The organism is Duganella aquatilis (assembly GCF_009674565.1).
GTDB lineage: Bacteria > Pseudomonadota > Gammaproteobacteria > Burkholderiales > Burkholderiaceae_D > Rugamonas > Rugamonas aquatilis.
Genome location: NZ_WKJL01000007.1, coordinates 98211 through 115514, shown reverse-complemented (window position 1 = coordinate 115514; position 17304 = coordinate 98211). Strand labels below are relative to the sequence as shown.

General features: G+C 67.1%; 12 protein-coding genes. 6 read left to right on the top strand and 6 right to left on the bottom strand.

All coding sequences use genetic code 11. The features are described from left to right. The first annotated feature begins 135 nt into the window (after positions 1-135). Positions 136-1230: an alkene reductase gene (locus GJ698_RS12210; RefSeq protein WP_154357898.1), complete on the top strand. Its 1095-nt coding sequence runs from the start codon at positions 136-138 to the stop codon at positions 1228-1230. A 4-nt stretch (positions 1231-1234) separates the two neighbouring features. Beyond that, on the top strand, positions 1235-2131 hold the full coding sequence (locus tag GJ698_RS12205; protein ID WP_154357897.1) for a LysR family transcriptional regulator: 897 nt from the start codon (positions 1235-1237) through the stop codon (positions 2129-2131). Here the strand turns inward: GJ698_RS12205 and GJ698_RS12200 are convergent. From GJ698_RS12200 to GJ698_RS12190, 3 genes are read right to left on the bottom strand one after another with little or no spacing between them, the layout of a single operon-like run. Continuing rightward, positions 2120-4348 (bottom strand): xanthine dehydrogenase family protein molybdopterin-binding subunit, encoded by a 2229-nt coding sequence (locus GJ698_RS12200; RefSeq protein ID WP_154357896.1) that lies wholly within the window; start codon positions 4346-4348, stop codon positions 2120-2122. The two genes, GJ698_RS12205 and GJ698_RS12200, sit on opposite strands and share 12 nt — an antisense overlap. After that, on the bottom strand, positions 4345-4806 hold the full coding sequence (locus GJ698_RS12195; RefSeq protein ID WP_154357895.1) for a (2Fe-2S)-binding protein: 462 nt from the start codon (positions 4804-4806) through the stop codon (positions 4345-4347). The genes GJ698_RS12200 and GJ698_RS12195 overlap by 4 nt, the downstream gene beginning before the upstream one ends. Continuing rightward, complete coding sequence (locus GJ698_RS12190) at positions 4803-6068, bottom strand: c-type cytochrome (RefSeq protein WP_154357894.1); 1266 nt, start codon at positions 6066-6068, stop codon at positions 4803-4805. The genes GJ698_RS12195 and GJ698_RS12190 overlap by 4 nt, the downstream gene beginning before the upstream one ends. A gap of 264 nt (positions 6069-6332) precedes the next feature. On the opposite strand from GJ698_RS12190, the gene GJ698_RS12185 reads away from it, so the two are divergent. The 4 genes from GJ698_RS12185 to GJ698_RS12170 are packed head-to-tail and all read left to right on the top strand — an operon-like array spanning position 6333 to position 12821. Beyond that, positions 6333-9083, top strand: coding sequence for a bifunctional diguanylate cyclase/phosphodiesterase (locus GJ698_RS12185; RefSeq protein ID WP_229259954.1), 2751 nt, complete (start codon positions 6333-6335; stop codon positions 9081-9083). A gap of 11 nt (positions 9084-9094) precedes the next feature. Continuing rightward, the gene (locus tag GJ698_RS12180) at positions 9095-11410 is read left to right on the top strand and encodes an FdhF/YdeP family oxidoreductase (RefSeq protein ID WP_154357893.1); all 2316 of its coding nucleotides are present in this window, start codon (positions 9095-9097) and stop codon (positions 11408-11410) included. Further along, the gene (locus GJ698_RS12175; protein ID WP_154357892.1) at positions 11407-12327 is read left to right on the top strand and encodes a bestrophin family protein; all 921 of its coding nucleotides are present in this window, start codon (positions 11407-11409) and stop codon (positions 12325-12327) included. The genes GJ698_RS12180 and GJ698_RS12175 overlap by 4 nt, the downstream gene beginning before the upstream one ends. Before the next feature lie 14 nt (positions 12328-12341). Beyond that, complete coding sequence (locus GJ698_RS12170) at positions 12342-12821, top strand: molybdenum cofactor synthesis domain-containing protein (protein ID WP_154357891.1); 480 nt, start codon at positions 12342-12344, stop codon at positions 12819-12821. Here GJ698_RS12170 and GJ698_RS12165 read toward each other — a convergent pair. The 3 genes from GJ698_RS12165 to GJ698_RS12155 form a co-directional block, all read right to left on the bottom strand. Then, positions 12765-14039, bottom strand: a complete 1275-nt coding sequence (locus GJ698_RS12165; RefSeq protein ID WP_154357890.1) for an EAL domain-containing response regulator — start codon at positions 14037-14039, stop codon at positions 12765-12767. The two genes, GJ698_RS12170 and GJ698_RS12165, sit on opposite strands and share 57 nt — an antisense overlap. Next, a complete protein-coding gene (locus tag GJ698_RS12160) occupies positions 14036-15607 on the bottom strand; it encodes a methyl-accepting chemotaxis protein (RefSeq protein WP_154357889.1) in 1572 nt (523 codons plus the stop codon). Before GJ698_RS12160 ends, GJ698_RS12165 begins: the two co-directional genes overlap by 4 nt. Before the next feature lie 62 nt (positions 15608-15669). Continuing rightward, entirely contained in the window at positions 15670-17136 is a 1467-nt protein-coding gene (locus tag GJ698_RS12155; RefSeq protein WP_371865267.1) for an aminotransferase-like domain-containing protein, read from the bottom strand. Positions 17137-17304: the final 168 nt, after the last annotated feature.

The window sequence follows — 17304 nt, the reverse complement described above, 5'->3', positions numbered from 1 at the left end:
CTGCCAATGTAGCACCGATTTCCGCCCCGGCGAGTTTTGCGTATGGCGCAAAGGTGTTGCTGAGTGGCGCCGTCTTATCGCCGCGTTGCGGCGGCGGTACAGTGGCTCATCTTTTACTCACCCGGAGTCACTACCATGAACCAGCTGCTGCAAACCCTCCAGATCGGCGATCTGAGCTTCAACAACCGCATCGCCATGGCGCCCATCACCCGCGCCCGCGCCGGCGCGGATGGCGTGCCGGTCGCGCTCAACGCCGAATACTATGCGCAGCGCGCCACGGCGGGCCTGATCATCACCGAGGCCACCAACGTGTCGCCGAATTCCGCCGCCTTCGAACTGGCGCCGGCCATCTACAACGACGCGCAGGTGGCGGGCTGGAAGCGCGTGACGGAGCAGGTGCAGGCGGCCGGCGGCAAGATGTTCATGCAGCTGTGGCACAGTGGCCGCGTCAGCTCCTATGCGCTGCTGAACGGCCGCGAGCCGCTGTCGCCATCGGGCTACAACGACGACCTGGGCCTGCTGCAGGTCTACGGCGCGCTGCGCAACGGCTACTACACCCGCATCTACGCCTCGCCGTCGCGCGCCATGACCAATGAAGAGGTCTACGCCGCCGTCGCCGAATTCCGCACCGGCGCCGAGAACGCCAAGCGCGCCGGCCTGGATGGCGTGGAGATCCACGCGGCCAACGGCTATCTGCCGCAGCAGTTCCTGTCGCCGCTGGTCAACCGCCGCACCGACGAATTTGGCGGCAGCGTGGAAAACCGTGCGCGCTTCCTGCGCCTGGTGATCGAGGCGGTGCTGGAAGTGTTCCCGAAAGAGCGCATCGGCGTGCGCATCTCGCCTTATGCCGCCTATAACAACGCCACCGATCCGAACGTGGCCGAGACCTACGGCTACGTGGCGCGCATGCTGAACGAGTACGGCATAGGCTATATCCACGGCGCCGACACCAACGCCTGGGGCGGCGTGCCGGACATGCCGAAGATTCTGGACATCATCCGCTCCAACTACCAGGGCGTATTGATCGCCAACGCCGGCCTGACGCCGGCAGCGGCGCAGTCGCTGGTGGCGGACGGCAAGGCCGACATGGTCGCTTTCGGCCGCCAGTACGTGTCGAATCCGGACCTGGTGGCGCGGATCGCCGCCGGCGGCCCGTACACCGAGCCCGATCCGTTCTCGTTCTATGGCGGCACGGAGCGCGGCTACACCGACTATCCAGCGCTGGGCTAAGGCGATGGACCGCTGGCAGGCGATGGAAACGCTGGTCCACGTGGTCGAGGCGGGATCGTTTTCCGGAGCGGCCCGCCGCCTGAACGTGGGCCAGCCCAGCGTTTCCAAGGTGGTGGCGCAGCTGGAGTCCGATCTCGGCGTCCAGCTGCTGCTGCGTTCCAATCGCGGGCTGGCGCCGACCGAATCCGGCCTGGCGTACTACCAGGGAGCGCGCCGCGCGCTGGATGCCGCCGCCGAGGCGGACAGCAGCGCGCGCGGCGCCAGCGCCGGCATGGGCGGGCGGCTGGTGGTGTATGCGCCGGTGACGTTCGCGCGCCTGCACGTGATGCCGCACGTGCAGCGCTTTCTCGACCAGCATCCGCAACTGACGCTGGATGTGGTGCTGGATGACCGCAATATCGATCTGCTGGAAGGCGGCGCGGATATCGCGCTGCGCCTCGGCGCCTTGAGCGATTCGGCCATGACGGCGCGCCGCATCGGCCGCAGTCCGCGCGCCGTGATGGCGACGCCGGCTTACCTGGCGCGCCATGGCGAGCCGCGCCATCCTGCGGACCTCTCGCAACATCAATCCATCATCTACAACCGCGCCGGCAGCGGCGCCGCCTGCATGTTCCAGTGCGGCGAAATGCAGGAGCCGGTCACGCTCGACGGCCGGCTGCGGGTGTCGGCGGCGGAAGGCGTGCGCAGCGCCGTGCTGGCGCACATGGGCATCGCCCTGGCGTCGGAATGGATGTTCGCGCCGGAACTGGCCAGCGGCCAGGTGCAGCGCGTGCTGCGCGACTGGACCCTGCCGGCGATGGATCTGTGGGCGGTGTTCCCTTCCGGCCGCAAGGCCAGCGCCAAGGCGCGGGCGTTTGCGGCCTTCGTCGAAGACCTGTTCATTCCCTCTTCAGCTCATTAGGTGAGGACCTGCCAGTGGCAGGTCGCACCAGCGCTTGCCGGTGGCGTCGGCCAGGGCGTTGCCCAGGGCGCCGGCCATCGGTCCCTGCGCCGCTTCGGCCACACCGAGCAGCGGCGCGCCGGGACGGTCGATCAGGATCACGTCCACTTTTTCAGGCACATTCGAGTAGCGCATGATGGGATAGCTGGCCCAGTCCACGCTGGAGATGCCGTCCGGCGTGAACTTCAGCTGTTCGTACAGCGTCCAGCTGGAGGACTGCAGGATGCCGCCTTCCAGCTGGTTGCGGATGCCGTCCGGGTTGACGCCCTGGCCGCAGTCCGCCACCGCCGTCACGCGCACGATGTGTACCGCGCCGGTGCTGCGCTCCACGCGCACCTCCACCGCCAGCGCCACGTAGGCCATGATGTTCTTGTACTGGCCGAAGGCGAAGCCGAAACCGTGGTCGCGGCGGCGCTTGCGCTGGTTCCAGCCGAATTCCTTGGCGGCGCGCTCGACGACTTCGCGTCCGCGCGGATCGTCCAGGTGGCGCAGGCGGAATTCCACCGGGTCGGCGTGCGCGGCGATCGCCAGTTCGTCCATCATGCCTTCGATGGCGAACAGGTTGATGTGCGCGCCCAGCGAGCGCATGGCCGAGGTGCGCAGCGGCGTCACCGGCAGGAAGTGATTCACCACCTTGGATTGCGGCAGCGTGTACAACGGAATCGCGTTGCGGTCGCCGCCGCCTTCGGGCATCGGCATCGGCTGCGAAGGGCTGGGCACGAAGGCCCTGGCCAGCAGTTGCGCCGGTATCAGCTTGCCGGCGTTGCCAGGACGTTCGTTGTGCGAGCCGCTCCACAATTCATACTGCCAGTCGCAGATCCTGCCGCTGGCGTCCAGCGACGCCGCCAGCTGAGTGCTCATGGCCGGCGCGTAAGGCTCCCACTGGTTTTCCTGGTCGCGCATCAGTTGCACGCGCACCGGCCGTCCCGGCATGGCGCGCGCCAGCAGGGCGGCATCGGCCGCCACGTCGTCGGCGCCGTTCTGGCCGTAGCAGCCGGCGCTTTCGGTGTGGATGCAGCGCACTTCGTCCATTTTCATCGACAGCATTTCGGCCAGCGCCGCGCGCAGCGGGTAGACGCCCTGGGTGTGCGTCCACACGGTCATGCTGCCTTGCTCCAGCAGCGCCACCGAGCAGGAAGGGCCGATCGAGCCATGCAGCACGTACTGCTTGGTGTAGCGCCGCTTGAGCGAGAACACCGCCTTGCCGGCCGGCTCGTGCCTGTCCTGGATGACGATGTCCTGCGAAGGCAGCGCGCGCAGCGTGGCGTGGATGTTGGCTGGCGAGGGCAGCGCCGGTCCGCGTTGCCATGTCGCGCTGGCCGACAGTGCGCGCATCGCCTGCACCGCCTGCCATTCGTCGCCGGCGATGACGGCCAGGTAATTGCCGTCCAGGTGGACTTTCAGCACGCCGGGCATGCGCGCCACGCCGGCGGCGTCGGCCGACAGTAGGCGCGCGCCGTAGGCCGGCGGACGCACCACGCGCGCGTGCACCATGCCGGGCAGGCGCATGTCCTGCACGTAGGCGGCGCCGCCGGTCAGCTTGGCGGGAATGTCCACGCGCGGCAGCGAATGGCCGATCAGCGTGTAGTCGTGCACATTCTTCAGCGGCGATTTGACTTGCGCGGCGCGGTGCAGGTCGATGCCGCGTATCGCTACGCCGTAGTGCATTTTGCGGCCGTCCGGTGCGATCACCGTGCCGTTGCTGGTTTTCAGCGCGTTGGCGTCCACTTTGAACTGGGCCGCCGCGCCTTGCACCACCAGCGCGCGTACCTGCGCCGCCGCGTTCAGCAGCGCGGTGCCGCTGTCGGCCATGGTGTGGCTGCCGGCGGTGAAGCCTTCGTTCGGCGTCAGCGCGGTGTCGCCGGTGATGAAGTGAACGGCGGCTGGCGCCACGTCCAGTTGTTCGGCGGCGACCTGCAGCAGCGCGGTGCGCACGCCGGTGCCCAGTTCCACCTTGCCGGTGAAGACGGTGACCTTGCCGTCCGGCGCGATCCTGATCCACGCGTCCAGCATCGGCGTGCGTTGCAGGCTGCCCGGCAGATCCTTGTTGGCGATGGGCGGCACGCCCATGCCGTTGAATTCAGCCAGGGCGCGGCGCGGCAGCAACGTAAAGCCAAGTACGAGGGCGCCGGCGCTCAGCATGGCGCGGCGGCGCAGGTCGATGGTGTCGGCGCTCATGCCTGGCTCCCTTCGGCGACTTCCTTGATGGCGGCGATGATGCGCATATGGGTGCCGCAACGGCAAAGATTAGGCTCCATGTGACTGCGGATCTGCGCTTCGCTCGGATGCGGATGCTGTTCCAGCAGCGCCTGCGCGCGCATCACCATGCCGGCGATGCAGTAGCCGCATTGCGCCGCCTGGTGCTTGATGAAGGAGGCTTGCAGCTTGCCCGGCTTCTCGGCGCTGCCCAGGCCCTCGATGGTGCGGACCTTGCGGCCTTCGCAGGCGGCCACCGGCGTCAGGCAGCTGAAGACCGGCTGGCCATCCAGCATCACGGTGCAGGCGCCGCACTGGCCCATGCCGCAGCCGAATTTGGCGCCGTTCAGTTCCAGCTGGTTGCGCAGCGCGTACAGCAGCGGCGTGGAGGGATCGATGTCCAGCGTGTGGCGGACGCCGTTGACGGTCAGGGTGCTCATTGTTGGTTCTCCTTGCGGATCTTGGCGGTGCGTTGTTCGACGTCGTTCCAGGCGGGGCGCCTGCCGATGTCGGCGCGGACGTAGGCGGCGATGCTGGCGATCTGCGCGTCGGTCAGCGACGCGGCAAACGGCGGCATGAAGGCGTGCTGGCCGGGATGGCTCCAGGGCACGCCGTTCAGCACGATCTGGATCAGGTTATCGGGACGGTCGCTGTTGACGGCGGTGCTCAAGGCCAGCGAAGGACGGCCGCCGTTTTCCATCATCGGTGCGGCGGTGCCGTGGCAGCTGGCGCAGGCGCCGGCAAACAGCGTGGCGCCTTGCACCACGGCCGCCTTGTCGGTGGCGGCGGCCGTCGCGGCGGGCGCTGGCTTGGCCGGTGTTTGCAGCGACATGATGTAGGTGGCGATGGCGTTGCTGTCCGCCTCCGGCGCCAGCGACAGGCTGTGCGCCACGGGACCCATCGGGCCGGCGGCGGCGCCGTGTTCCGGCGACCAGCCATGGCGCAGATACAGTGCCAGTTGTTCGCGGGTCCATGGTTTGGGCGCCTGCAGCAGCGCGGTCAGCGCCGGGGCGTCCCAGCCGTCGATATTGCCGCCGCTGAAAGCCGGGCTGCGTTCGCCGCCGATGGGACCCAGCGTGCTGTGACAGGAGGCGCAGTGGCCGGCGCCGTCCACCAGGTAGCGGCCGCGGTTCCAGTCCGCCGTCTGGGCCGGATTGTCGGCCACCGGACCTGGGCGCAGGTAGAGCAGGTTCCAGCCGGCCAGCATCGGGCGGAAGCGCAGCGGCAGCAGCAGGTCGTTGTCCGGCGCCGTGGCCGTCACCGGCGTGCGCGTCATCAGGTAGGCGTAGGCGTCCTCGATGTCGATATTGGACATGCGGGTGTAGTGAATGTAGGGGAAGGCCGGGTACAGCAGGTGGCCGTCGCGCGACACGCCGTGCCGCAGCGCGCGCGTGAAGGCGCTCAGCGACCAGTTGCCGATGCCGGTGGCCGGATCGGGCGTGATGTTGGTGGTGTAGATGGTGCCGAACGGCGTGCGCAGCGGCAGCCCGCCAGCGTAGGGCGCGCCGCCAGCGGCGGTGTGGCACACCATGCAGTCGCCCTGGGCGACCACGCGGGCGCCGCGCGCGATGGCGGCGCTGTCGAAGTCATTCGCGGCCGGCGGCTGGATGGGGGCGATGGCCGGCTGTATGACCCAGGCGGCTGCCGCGGCGGCGCCGGCCGCCAGCACGCCGCCGATCCAGATCCAGTATTTCGTCTTCATGCGGGCTCCCGATAAGTTAAGTGTGCACTTTGCCATCGCTCCCGTGGTTTTGTAACCGGCCAGAAGGCATGGCGGCTATTCCTGCAAGGCATGGCTAAACGCATTATAATTAATCGTTCGATAAATTAAAAGCCGGCTGTTATTCCGCTTGTTATTGATTGACAAGCGCAACCTAAACCTTGGTATAAGTTTGCATACGAAGGTGCAATTTCAGTAATGCCGTCCTGATTTTATAGTGAGTTCATGCTCAATCAGGGAGGCGTTATGTTTGTCCGACAGTATAAGAAGCTGCCCGCTTTTCGCACGGTGGCCGTCGAGTGGCTGATGCTGGGATTTGTACTGGTGCTCAGCGGCTTGTTGATTGCCTATTTCGTCTGGAATGAGCGCGGCTTGCTGATGGCGTCCAACGTCGAACGCATGCGCCTGCAGACGCTGATCATCGACGAAAACCTCAGCCACCAGCTGGAAGGCGTGCGCAGCGCCCTGGACAGCGTGCGCGACACGCTGCGCGCCGGCGGCAGCTGCGCGGTCGAATGCCGCCGCACCCTGCTGCAATCGCTCAAGCGCGCCATGCCCGGCGTGCGCGCCTTGCTGGTGGTGGACCGCAAGGGCGACATCGTCATGTCCGACGACGACCTGCGCGACAGCCGCCTGGACGACCATGACTACACCAGCCGCGTGGAGCACATGCGCGATCCGGACACGATGTATCTGTCCCAGCCTTACGAGAACACGCCCGGCATCTTCAATATCAAGCTTTCGTTGGGCCTGACCGGGCCGGGCGGCCGCAACGACGGCGCCGTCAGCGCCATCCTCAATCCCGAATACTTCGACGCCGTCATGCGTTCCGCCCTGTACGCGCCGGACATGAACAGCGCCATCACCGAAGACAGCGGCCGCCGCATCCTGTTCGTGCCGGCCGATCCCGCCGCCATGCGCAATACCAGCGCCGCGCCGGACCCGTTCTTCCTGCGGCACCAGGCCAGCCGCCACGCCGAGACGGTGCTGAACGGCGCCACCGCCAGCGGCGAACAGCGGCTGGTGGTCCAGCGCACCATGCTGCTGCGCGGCCTGGGCCTGGACAAGACGCTGGTGGTCAGCCTGGGGCGCAACCAGGCGCTGATCGCGGCCGGCTGGCACAGCATGGCATGGACCAGCGGCGTGGCATGGCTGGTGTTCGGCATCACCTCCAGCGGCGCGCTGCTGCTGGTGCAGCGCCGCCGCCAGGTGCTGGACGACCTGGCCGCCGCGCGCGAGGATGAGCAGGCCGCCGCCGCGGAAAAAGTGGAACTGGCGCTGAACGGCGCCAATCTCGGCCTGTGGGAATGGAATATGGGCGCCGACCATACCACCGTGGACGGCCGCGCCGCCGCCATGCTGGGCTACACGCTGGAAGAACTGAACGCCGGCGCGCTGAACTGGCGCGACATGGTCAAGCAGGACGACATGCCGGGCATCGAAGCGGCGCTGGCCGCGCACCTGGCGGACAGTTCGCGCTCCTTCGAGGCGGAGTACCGCCTGCGCCACCGCTCCGGCCACTGGATCTGGGTGCAGAGCCGGGGCAGGGTGGTGGAGCGCGACGCCGACGGCAAGCCCCTGCGCATGCTGGGCACGCGCATGGACATCAGCGCGCGCAAGCTGGCGGAGGCGGAAATCGCCCACCTGGCCTTCTACGACGGCCTGACCAACCTGCCCAACCGCCGCCTGCTGCTGGACCGCCTGCACCACGCCATCGCCAAGACGGCGCGCAACAACATCCACGGCGCGGTGCTGTTCGTCGACCTGGACAACTTCAAGTCGCTGAACGACACCATGGGCCACGACATGGGCGACCGCCTGCTGGAGATGGTGGCGTTCCGCCTGACCGAGGTGACGCGCGAAACCGACACCGTGGCGCGCCTGGGCGGCGACGAATTCGTGATCCTGCTGGAAGACCTGGGCGCCGACCAGCAGCAGGCCATGGGCAACGCCGCCGCCGTCGCCGGCAAGGTGCTCGATTCGCTGAGCCGCAGCTACACGCTGGATGCGCATGAGCTGCGCAGCACGCCGAGCATCGGCGTGGTGCTGTTCGGCGCCGAGCACCACACCATCAACGACCTGCTGCGCCAGGCCGACATGGCGATGTACGAGGCCAAGGCGGCCGGCCGCGCCACCTTCCGCTTCTTCGACCCGCACATGCAGGTGGCGCTGGACGCCTCGGCCACGCTGGAGGCCGACCTGCGCTTCGCGCTGCTGCGCGACGAACTGCGGCTGTACTACCAGCCGGTGGTGGACGGCAGCGGCCGCGTCACCGGCGTCGAGGCGCTGCTGCGCTGGCAGCATCCACAGCGCGGCCTGATCGGGCCGGGCGAATTCATTCCGCAGGCCGAGAAGTCCGGCCTGATCGTCGAACTGGGCGACTGGGTGCTGGCGGCGGCCTGCCGCCAGCTGGTGGGCTGGAGCACGATGGCCGACAGCGCGCACCTGACCATGGCCGTCAACGTCAGCGCGCGCCAGTTCCGCCAGCCGGCTTTTGTCGACCAGGTGCTGGCGGTGCTGGAACGCACCGGCGCCGATCCGCGCCTGCTCAAGCTGGAGCTGACCGAGAGCATGCTGCTGACCGACATGGACGACGTTATCGCAAAAATGACCACCTTGAAGGCCCACGGCGTCGGCTTTGCGCTGGACGATTTCGGCACCGGCTATTCGTCGCTGAGCTACCTGAAGCTGCTGCCGATCGACCAATTGAAAATAGACCGCTCGTTCGTGCACGACATGCTGCACACGCGCCACGCATCGAGCATCGTGCGCGCCATCATCACGCTGGCCTACAGCATGGACCTGGCGGTGGTGGCGGAAGGCGTGGAGACGCGCGAGCAGTGGTCGGCGCTGGAGGCGTTCGGCTGCAACGCCTTCCAGGGCTATCTGTTCGGGCGCGCCGTTCCCCTCGATGAACTGGCTGTGCTCCCCGATGCGGATGCGTACTGTACTCCTTGCGAGTTGCAGTCAGCCGCTATGCTGGATCTGTCGATATAAGGAGTATCAGTATGGCCGAAAATAAAAAACAGGAAGGACGCATCGAACCCTATCATCACGCCGCCGCAGGCTGGGGCGCGCTGAAATATGTGGCGATCAATCTGTTCAAGGAGCGTGTCAGTGGTGTAAATTACAAGTCGCTGTTCGCGCAGAACCAGCCGGACGGTTTCGATTGCCCCGGCTGCGCATGGCCGGACCGGGAGCACGCCTCCACCTTCGAATTCTGCGAGAACGGCGTCAAGGCGGTGGCGGCCGAATCGACCAGCAAGCGCGTGACGCCGGACTTCTTCGCCGCGCATACGGTCACCGAACTGCTGCAGCAGTCGGACTATGAACTGGAACAGCATGGCCGCCTGACGCATCCCATGGTCTACGATCCGGCCAGCGACAAGTACGCGCCGATCGCCTGGGATGACGCCTTCAAGCTGATCGCCGAGGAATTGAATGCGCTCGACGATCCGAACCAGGCGGCGTTCTACACCTCCGGCCGCGCCAGCAACGAGGCGGCCTTCCTGTACCAGCTGTTCGTGCGCGCCTACGGCACCAACAACTTCCCGGACTGTTCGAACATGTGCCACGAGGCGACCAGCCGCGGCCTGCCTGGCACTGTCGGCATCGGCAAGGGCACGGTGACGCTGGACGATTTCGAGCACGCCGACACGCTGCTGATCTTCGGCCAGAACCCGGCCACCAACCACCCGCGCATGCTGGGCGAATTGCGCGACTGCGCCAAGCGCGGCGCCACCATCGTTTCCATCAACCCGTTGCGCGAGCGCGGCCTGGAACGCTTCACCAGCCCGCAGCATCCGATGGAAATGCTGACCATGGCCAGCACGCCGATCAGCTCCATGTTCGTGCAGCCGAAGCTGAGCGGCGACCTGGCGCTGATCAAGGCCATGGCCAAGCGCCTGCTGGAGCTGGACGACCGCGCGGTGCTGATCGGCATGAAGCGCCTGCTCGACATCGATTTCATCACCGAGCACACCACCGGCTTCCAGGAATTCGCACGCGACCTGCGCGCCGAAAAATGGTCGGTGCTGCTGGAGGAATCGGGCGTGCCGCGCGCGCAGATCGACGAACTGGTGGACATCTATGTTCGTGGCGAGCGTGTCATCGCCACCTGGGGCATGGGCCTGACGCAGCACAAGAATTCGGTGGCGACGATCCAGATGCTGTCCAACCTGATGCTCATGCGCGGCAATATCGGCCGCCAGGGCGCCGGCCTGTGCCCGGTGCGCGGCCACTCCAATGTGCAGGGCGACCGCACCATGGGCATCGAGGAGCAGCCGACGCCGGCCTTCCTCGACCGCATGCAGCAGGTGTTCGGCTTCGAGCCGCCGCGCCATCACGGTTACGACGTGGTGGCCACCATCGCCGCCATGCAGGAAGGGCGGGTCAAGGTGTTCGTCGGCCTGGGCGGCAACTTCGCCATGGCCACGCCGGACACGCCGCTGACCTTCAAGGCGCTGGAATCGTGCGCGCTGACGGTGCAGATCGCGACCAAGCTGAATCGCAGTCACCTGATCCACGGCCGCAAGGCGCTGATCCTGCCGACGCTGGGCCGCACCGAGATCGATGCGCAGAACGGCGTGCCGCAGGGCGTGACGGTGGAGGACTCGATGAGCATGGTGCACATCTCGTATGGCCTGAACAAGCCGGCTTCGCCGGAGCTGCTGTCGGAAATCGCCATCGTCTCGCGCATGGCGGAGGCCACGCTGGGCGGCGCCAGCCAGCTGAAATGGCAGGCCTACCGCGACGACTACGCCGTCATCCGCGACGATATCGAGAAGGTGTTCGACGACTTCTACGACTACAACGAACGCGTCGCCAAGCCGGGCGGCTTCCATCTCAAGGTGGCGTCGCGCGAGCGCGAATGGGCGACCACCAGCGGCAAGGCGCAGTTCGTGCCGCACCAGATCGAGCTGGATACGCCGATCCGCCGCGCCCGCGCCAAGTACGGCAAGCAGCTGATGGTGATGATGACCACCCGCTCGCACGACCAGTACAACACCACCATCTACGCGCTGGACGACCGCTATCGCGGCGTGTTCGGCATGCGGCGGGTGATCTTCATCAACCAGGCCGACATCGACATGCTGGGCATGAAGGCCGGCGACTGGGTCGACGTCGAAAGCGTGTGGGAAGACGGCGTGGCGCGCCGCGCCGATGGCTTCATGCTGGTGGCCTACGATATCCCGCGCGGCTGCATCGGCGCCTACTACCCGGAGACCAATCCGCTGGTGCCGCTGGGCAGCGTGGCCGATGGCGCCGGCACGCCAACCTCCAAATCGATTCCGGTCCTGTTGACCCCCGCGGCGGCATCATGATCATCCGTCCGCCAACCAACTGGTTGCGGATGCTGTTCATCTGGGATGGCTCCGTACTCAAGACCATAGTCCCGCAACTGCTGCTGATCCTGGCGATCAGCGTGCTGGCGGTTGCCACCGGCGGCCATATCCTGGGCGCCAAGATCCCGCTGGACACGGTGCCGTTCCCGCTGGTCGGCGTCAGCCTGGCGATCTTCCTGGCGTTCCGTAACAACGCCGCCTATGCGCGCTACGTGGAGGCGCGCCAGATCTGGGGTCGCATCCTGATCGCGGCGCGCGCCCTGACTTCGCAGGTGGTCAACTACCTGCCGCAGGACGGCGACGGCTTCGAACGCAAGCTGTTCGTGCAGCGCCTGATCGCCTTCGTCTACGCGCTGACGCACCAGCTGCGCCATACCGATCCCGCCGCCGACCTGGCGCGCTACCTGTCGCCGCAGGAGCACAAGGAACTCAGCGACATGCACTACATCCCGGTGGCGCTGCTGGACCGCATCCGCCTGATGCTGGCGCGCGCCGGCCGCAAACGCGGCGAAGGCGAACCGCTGCTGTGGCTGCTGGACAACCAGGTCAGCGAGCTGGCCGCCGCCGTCGGCGGCTGCGAGCGGATCTCGAATACGCCGATTCCCTTCGCCTACGGCGTGCTGGTGCACCGCACCGTCTACCTGTACTGCTTCATGCTGCCGTTTGGACTGGTGGCGGACCTGGGCATGGCCACGCCGCTGGTGTGCGTGTTTGTGGCCTACACGCTGTTTGCGCTGGAAGCCATCGCGCAGGAGATCTCGGAGCCGTTCGGCACCGATCCCAACTGCCTGGCGCTCAACGCCATGACGCGCAATATCGAACGCTCGCTGCTGGAGCAGTGCGGCGAAGAAGTGCCAGAACAACTCGAACCCTGCGAGCGCTATAACATCTCATAAAAGGAAACCACATCATGCTTACTTGTGCTGTGATCACAGTCAGTAACACCCGCACCTCCGCCGACGATGACGCCGGCGATTTGTTGGCCGCCAATCTGGAACAGGGCGGCCATCGTGTTTTGCGGCGCGAGATTGTGTTCGACGATATCTACCAGCTGCGCCGCGCCTTCAGCGAATGCATCGCCGATCCGCAGATCGATGTGGTGGTCAGCAGCGGCGGCACCGGCTTTGCGCGCCATAATTCGGTGCCGGAGGCGGTGGAGGTATTGTTCGACCAGCCGATTCCCGGCTTTGGCGAGCTGTTTCGCCAGCTGTCGTTTAACGAGATTGGTTCGGCGGCGATGCAGTCGCGCTGCGTGGCGGGCATCGCCAACGAGACGCTGATCTTTTGCCTGCCAGGGTCGCCAGGCGCTTGCGCGCTGGCCTGGAATAACATCTTAAGGGCGCAGCTGGATCACCGCACCCGTCCTTGCAACTTTGCCTGCCGTACCTGATTTCTCGCGCCACAGCGGCAGCGCCGCTGCCGGCATCGGCCTGGCGATCAGGTAGCCCTGCGCCAGGTCGCAGCCCAGTTTCCTCAACAGCTCGCGATCCTGCGGCGTTTCGATTCCCTCCGCCACCGTGGTCACGCCCATTTCCGCCGCGGCGGCGATGGCGTGGCGCAGCATCGGCTGCATGTGCGGGCGTTTGCTGGAGCCATGCACCAGGCGGCGGTCAAGCTTCAGTTCCGTGAACGGAAAGCGCGACAGCTGCAGCATGGAAGCGTAGCCGGCACCGTAGTCGTCCAGCGCCAGGCCGAAACCGTGCATGCGCAGCTTGATGAGGATGCGCAGCGCCGTCGCCAGGTCGGCGATTTCTTCATGCTCGATGATTTCGAAGGTGATGGCGCGCGGCGGCACGCCGGCCTCGTTGACGGCCTGGATCAGCTGTTCCGCCAGGTGCGGGTCGGCCAGCGACAGCGGCGACAGGTTGATCGAAATCGGCAGCACCAGTCCGCCGCTGTGCCAGCGGCGCCAGTCGACCAGCGCCAGGCGGACTACTTCCACGGTCAGCACGTCGACCAGGTTGGCCGCTTCCGCCTGCGGCAGGAAGCAGGCCGGCGACAGCAGGCCCTGTTGCGGATGGCGCCAGCGTATCAGCGCCTCGGCGCCGCGCAGGGAGCCGTCGTGCAGCGAGGTCTTGGGCTGGTAATACAGTTCGAACTGGCGGTTCTGCAGCGCGTTCAGCACGTCGCCGGCCTGCGGCCGCAGTGTGGTGAGGCTGCAGCGCGGCCGCATGGCGGCGGCGGCCGCGGCGCGCGCGATCGCCGGTTCGCAGGCGTGGGCGGCGTCTTGCAGGGCGTGGGCGTTCAGGGGCTTGGGCAGGGCGGCCAGCGCTTCCAGGCCCAGTGCGGCGGCCAGCGTCAGCGCGGCGTCGTGCAGGCGCTGGCTGTGGCGGCCGGTGATGATGACGGGCAGGCCGGGTTCCAGCATCGACAGGGCTTGCAGCAGGTCGGCGCCGTCCATGTCGGGCAGGTCGAGTTCCATGATGACCAGGTCCGGCGGGGCCGGCAGCGATTCGATCAGTTCCAGCGCGCCGGCGCCGCTGTCGGACCAGCCGTTGACGATGATGCCGGCCTCACGGCACAGGGCGATGGTGGTGTCCATTTCGGCGCCGTTGCCGTCGATGACGACGGCGCGCAGGCCGGGAGCGGGGGCGTGGCCGGCGTTCATGCTGGCACCACTTGGTCGGCGATTTTGAAGCGCGACACGGCGTCCTCCAGCTGGCCGGACTGTTCCCGCAACGCGTGCGCGGCGGCGGCCACCTGTTCCACCAGCGCGGCGTTCTGCTGCGTGCCGTGGTCCATCTGTACGATCGCCTGGCTGCAGGCCAGGATGCCGGCGTGCTGCTCGGCGCTGGCGTGCTTGATCTGCGCCATGATCTGTTCGACGCTGGCGACGCTTTCAACAATGTCCTGCATGGCTTCCGCCGCCGCGCGCACCTGCTGGTCGCCGGCGCCGGCCTGCTCCACCGCGGTCTTGATCAGGGCGCCGATGTCGCGCGCGGCGTCGGCGGAGCGGTGCGCTAGCTGGCGTACTTCGCCCGCCACCACGGCAAAGCCGCGTCCCGCGTCGCCGGCGCGCGCCGCTTCCACGGCGGCGTTCAGCGCCAGGATGTTGGTCTGGAAGGCGATGCCGTCGATCAGGCCGATGATGTCGGCCATCTGGCTGGCGGAGGTGCGGATCGATTCCATGCGCTCGGTGACGGCAGCCACGGCGTGGCCGCCCTTGCCGGCCACCGACGACGCGCGTTGCGCCAGACCGTTGGCGCGCGCGGCGTGGTCGGCGTTCTGCTGCACGGTGGTGGTCAGTTCCTCCATGGCGGCGGCGGTCTCCTGCAGGCTGGAGGCCTGCTGCTCGGTGCGCGCCGACAGATCCAGGTTGCCGCTGGCGATCTGGGTCGAGGCGGCGGCGATCATCTCGGTGTCGGAGCGCACCTGCGCCACCAGCTTGCCGAGGTTGTCGCGCATGTGTTCCATCTCGTACAGCATGCTGGTGCGGTCGCCGTCGCGCAGCGCGATGGCGCGCGTCAGGTCGCCGTCGGCGATGCTGGCGGCGGTGCGCGCCGCCTGGTCAGGCTCGCCGCCCAGGTCGCGGCGCAGGCGGCGGATGATGACGGCGGCCACGGTCAGCGACACCAGCATCGCCGCCGCGCCCAGCGCCAGCATCTTGATGCGGGTGGCGACGTAGGCGTGCGCCGCCTGTTCGCGCGCATCGCGCATCAGCGCCACTTCGTTGCCGATCTGCGCCGCCAGCGTTTCGCGGCAGGCCTGCAGCATCGGCTTGACGTGGGCGTTCAGGTAGTCGCGCGCTTCGGCGTCGCGGCCGGCCTGCACCAGCGCGATCAGCTTCTGCTGGCCAACCGTATAGTCCTGGTAGGCGGTGCGCACCTTGTCCAGCGCGGCGCGGCCATTGGGCGTGACCACGCGCCGATCCAGCTCGGCGATCTTGGCCTCGGCGTCGCGGCGGTAGCCTTCGATGCTGTCGATCTGGTGGGCGCGCACCGCGGGGTCCGACGTCAGCATCAGGTTGCGCAGCGAGACCGCGATGTCGGTCACGCGCAGGCGCAGGTCGGTGGCCAGCTCGATCTTCGGCCAGCGGTCGTCGGCGATGGTGGCGGTGGCGGCGTTCAGCTTGGCCTGTTCCGACAGGCCCATGGCAATGACGGCGGCGAGGAACAGACAGATCAGGCCAAAGCCCGTGATCAGCAGGTTGGCGACTTTGATGCGAGCGGTTTTCATGACAGTGTGACCCCGTGAAGTGGCAGACTGTCAGAATAAGCGCGGCCGCGCTGACGAAATGGCTACAGATTGGCTTCTTTGCGAGGGGTACAGTTGTACTGCACCACCAGCTCGCCGGCCAGCAGGCCGAGGGTGCGCACGGCCGCTTCCACCTCGGCGTTCCACGGGTAGCTGTAGTTCAGGCGGATGCAGTGCTGGAAGGCGTCGCCGGTGGCGAAGATGTTGCCGGCGCCGACGCTGATGCCGCGTTCCTGCGCCCGCGCATACAGCTCCAGCGCGCGCACGCCGTGCGGCAGGTTCACCCACAGCACATAGCCGCCCACCGGCGTGGTCACGCCGGTCCCCGCCGGGAAGAAGCGGCGCACCGCCGCCGCCATGATGCTGGCGTTCTGCGCGTAAGCCTTGCGCAGCTTGCGCAGGTGGTAGTCGTAGCCGTCGTTCTTCAGGTATTCGGCGATGGCCAGCTGCGGCAGCGCCGGCGTGTTGAGCGTGTTCAGGAACTTCAGCTTTTCCACCTGCGTCTTGTAGCGGCCGGGCAGGGCCCAGCCGATGCGGTTGGCGGGACTGAGCGTCTTGGAGAACGAATTGCAGTGCAGGACCAGTCCGTGCGTGTCGTAGTTCTTCAGCGAGCTGGGATGGACGTCGCCGTAATACAGTTCGTGATAGACGTCGTTCTCGATCACCGGCACCTGGTGCCGCGCCAGCATCTCGACCATGGCGCGCTTGCGCTCATCGCTCATCTGGAAGCCCAGCGGATTCTGGAAATTGGGCATGACCATGCAGGCCACCACGCCTTGTTCGACGATGGCGCGTTCCAGCGCCTCCAGGTTGATGCCGGTGACCGGATCGGTCTCGATCTCCACCGCGTGCATGCGCATCCGTTCGATCGCCTGCAGCAGCGCGTAATAGGTCGGCGATTCCACCGCGATGGCGCTGCCGGGCGGCGCCACCGCCTGCAGGCACAGGTTGAGCGCCTCGGTGGCGCCGGTGGTGACGATGATTTCGCCGGCGTCCACCGCCAGGCCGTTTTCCAGGTGGCGGCGGGCGATCTGGCGGATCAGTTCCGGATTCCCCGGCGGCAGGTCGGCGGTCATGCCCATCTGGCCGGCGCGGCGCGCCAGGCCGTTGGCGTACTGGTTGAGCCGCGCCCACGGGAAGGTGGCGGGATCGGGATAGGGAGAGCCCAGCGGCACGCTGCCCTGGTTGATCGAGCGCAGGGTGGTGAGCACGAAGGCGCTGGTATCCAGCGTTTCGCCGCGCGCCATGTCGGCCGGCGCCATCGGGCCGTCGTCGCTGCCGCCGCTGGTGGCCTGCACCGCCGGCTTGCGGCGCACGAAGTAGCCGGACTGCGGCCGGCTTTCGATCACGCCCTGGCTTTCCAGCAGCAGGAAGGCGCGGATCACGGTCGAAACGCTCAGATTGTGGTGCTGGCTGGTCTGCCGCACGGACGGAATCTTCTCGCCCTCGCGGATCACGCCCTGGGCGATCTGGCTGGCGATATCGGCGGCCAGGGTTTCGTACAATTTCACGGTCTCTCTCCCGCAGATGAATGCCCTCAGCGTAGCGGAATTGCAGCGCGGGCGACACTATACCTCGGAATAGGAAGGGCCGGGCCCCCCATATACAGGTGTATAGGATGCAAGTCGTCAAAACCCTACTATAATCGAAAGGATTGCCAATATAACCAAAAAGGATAG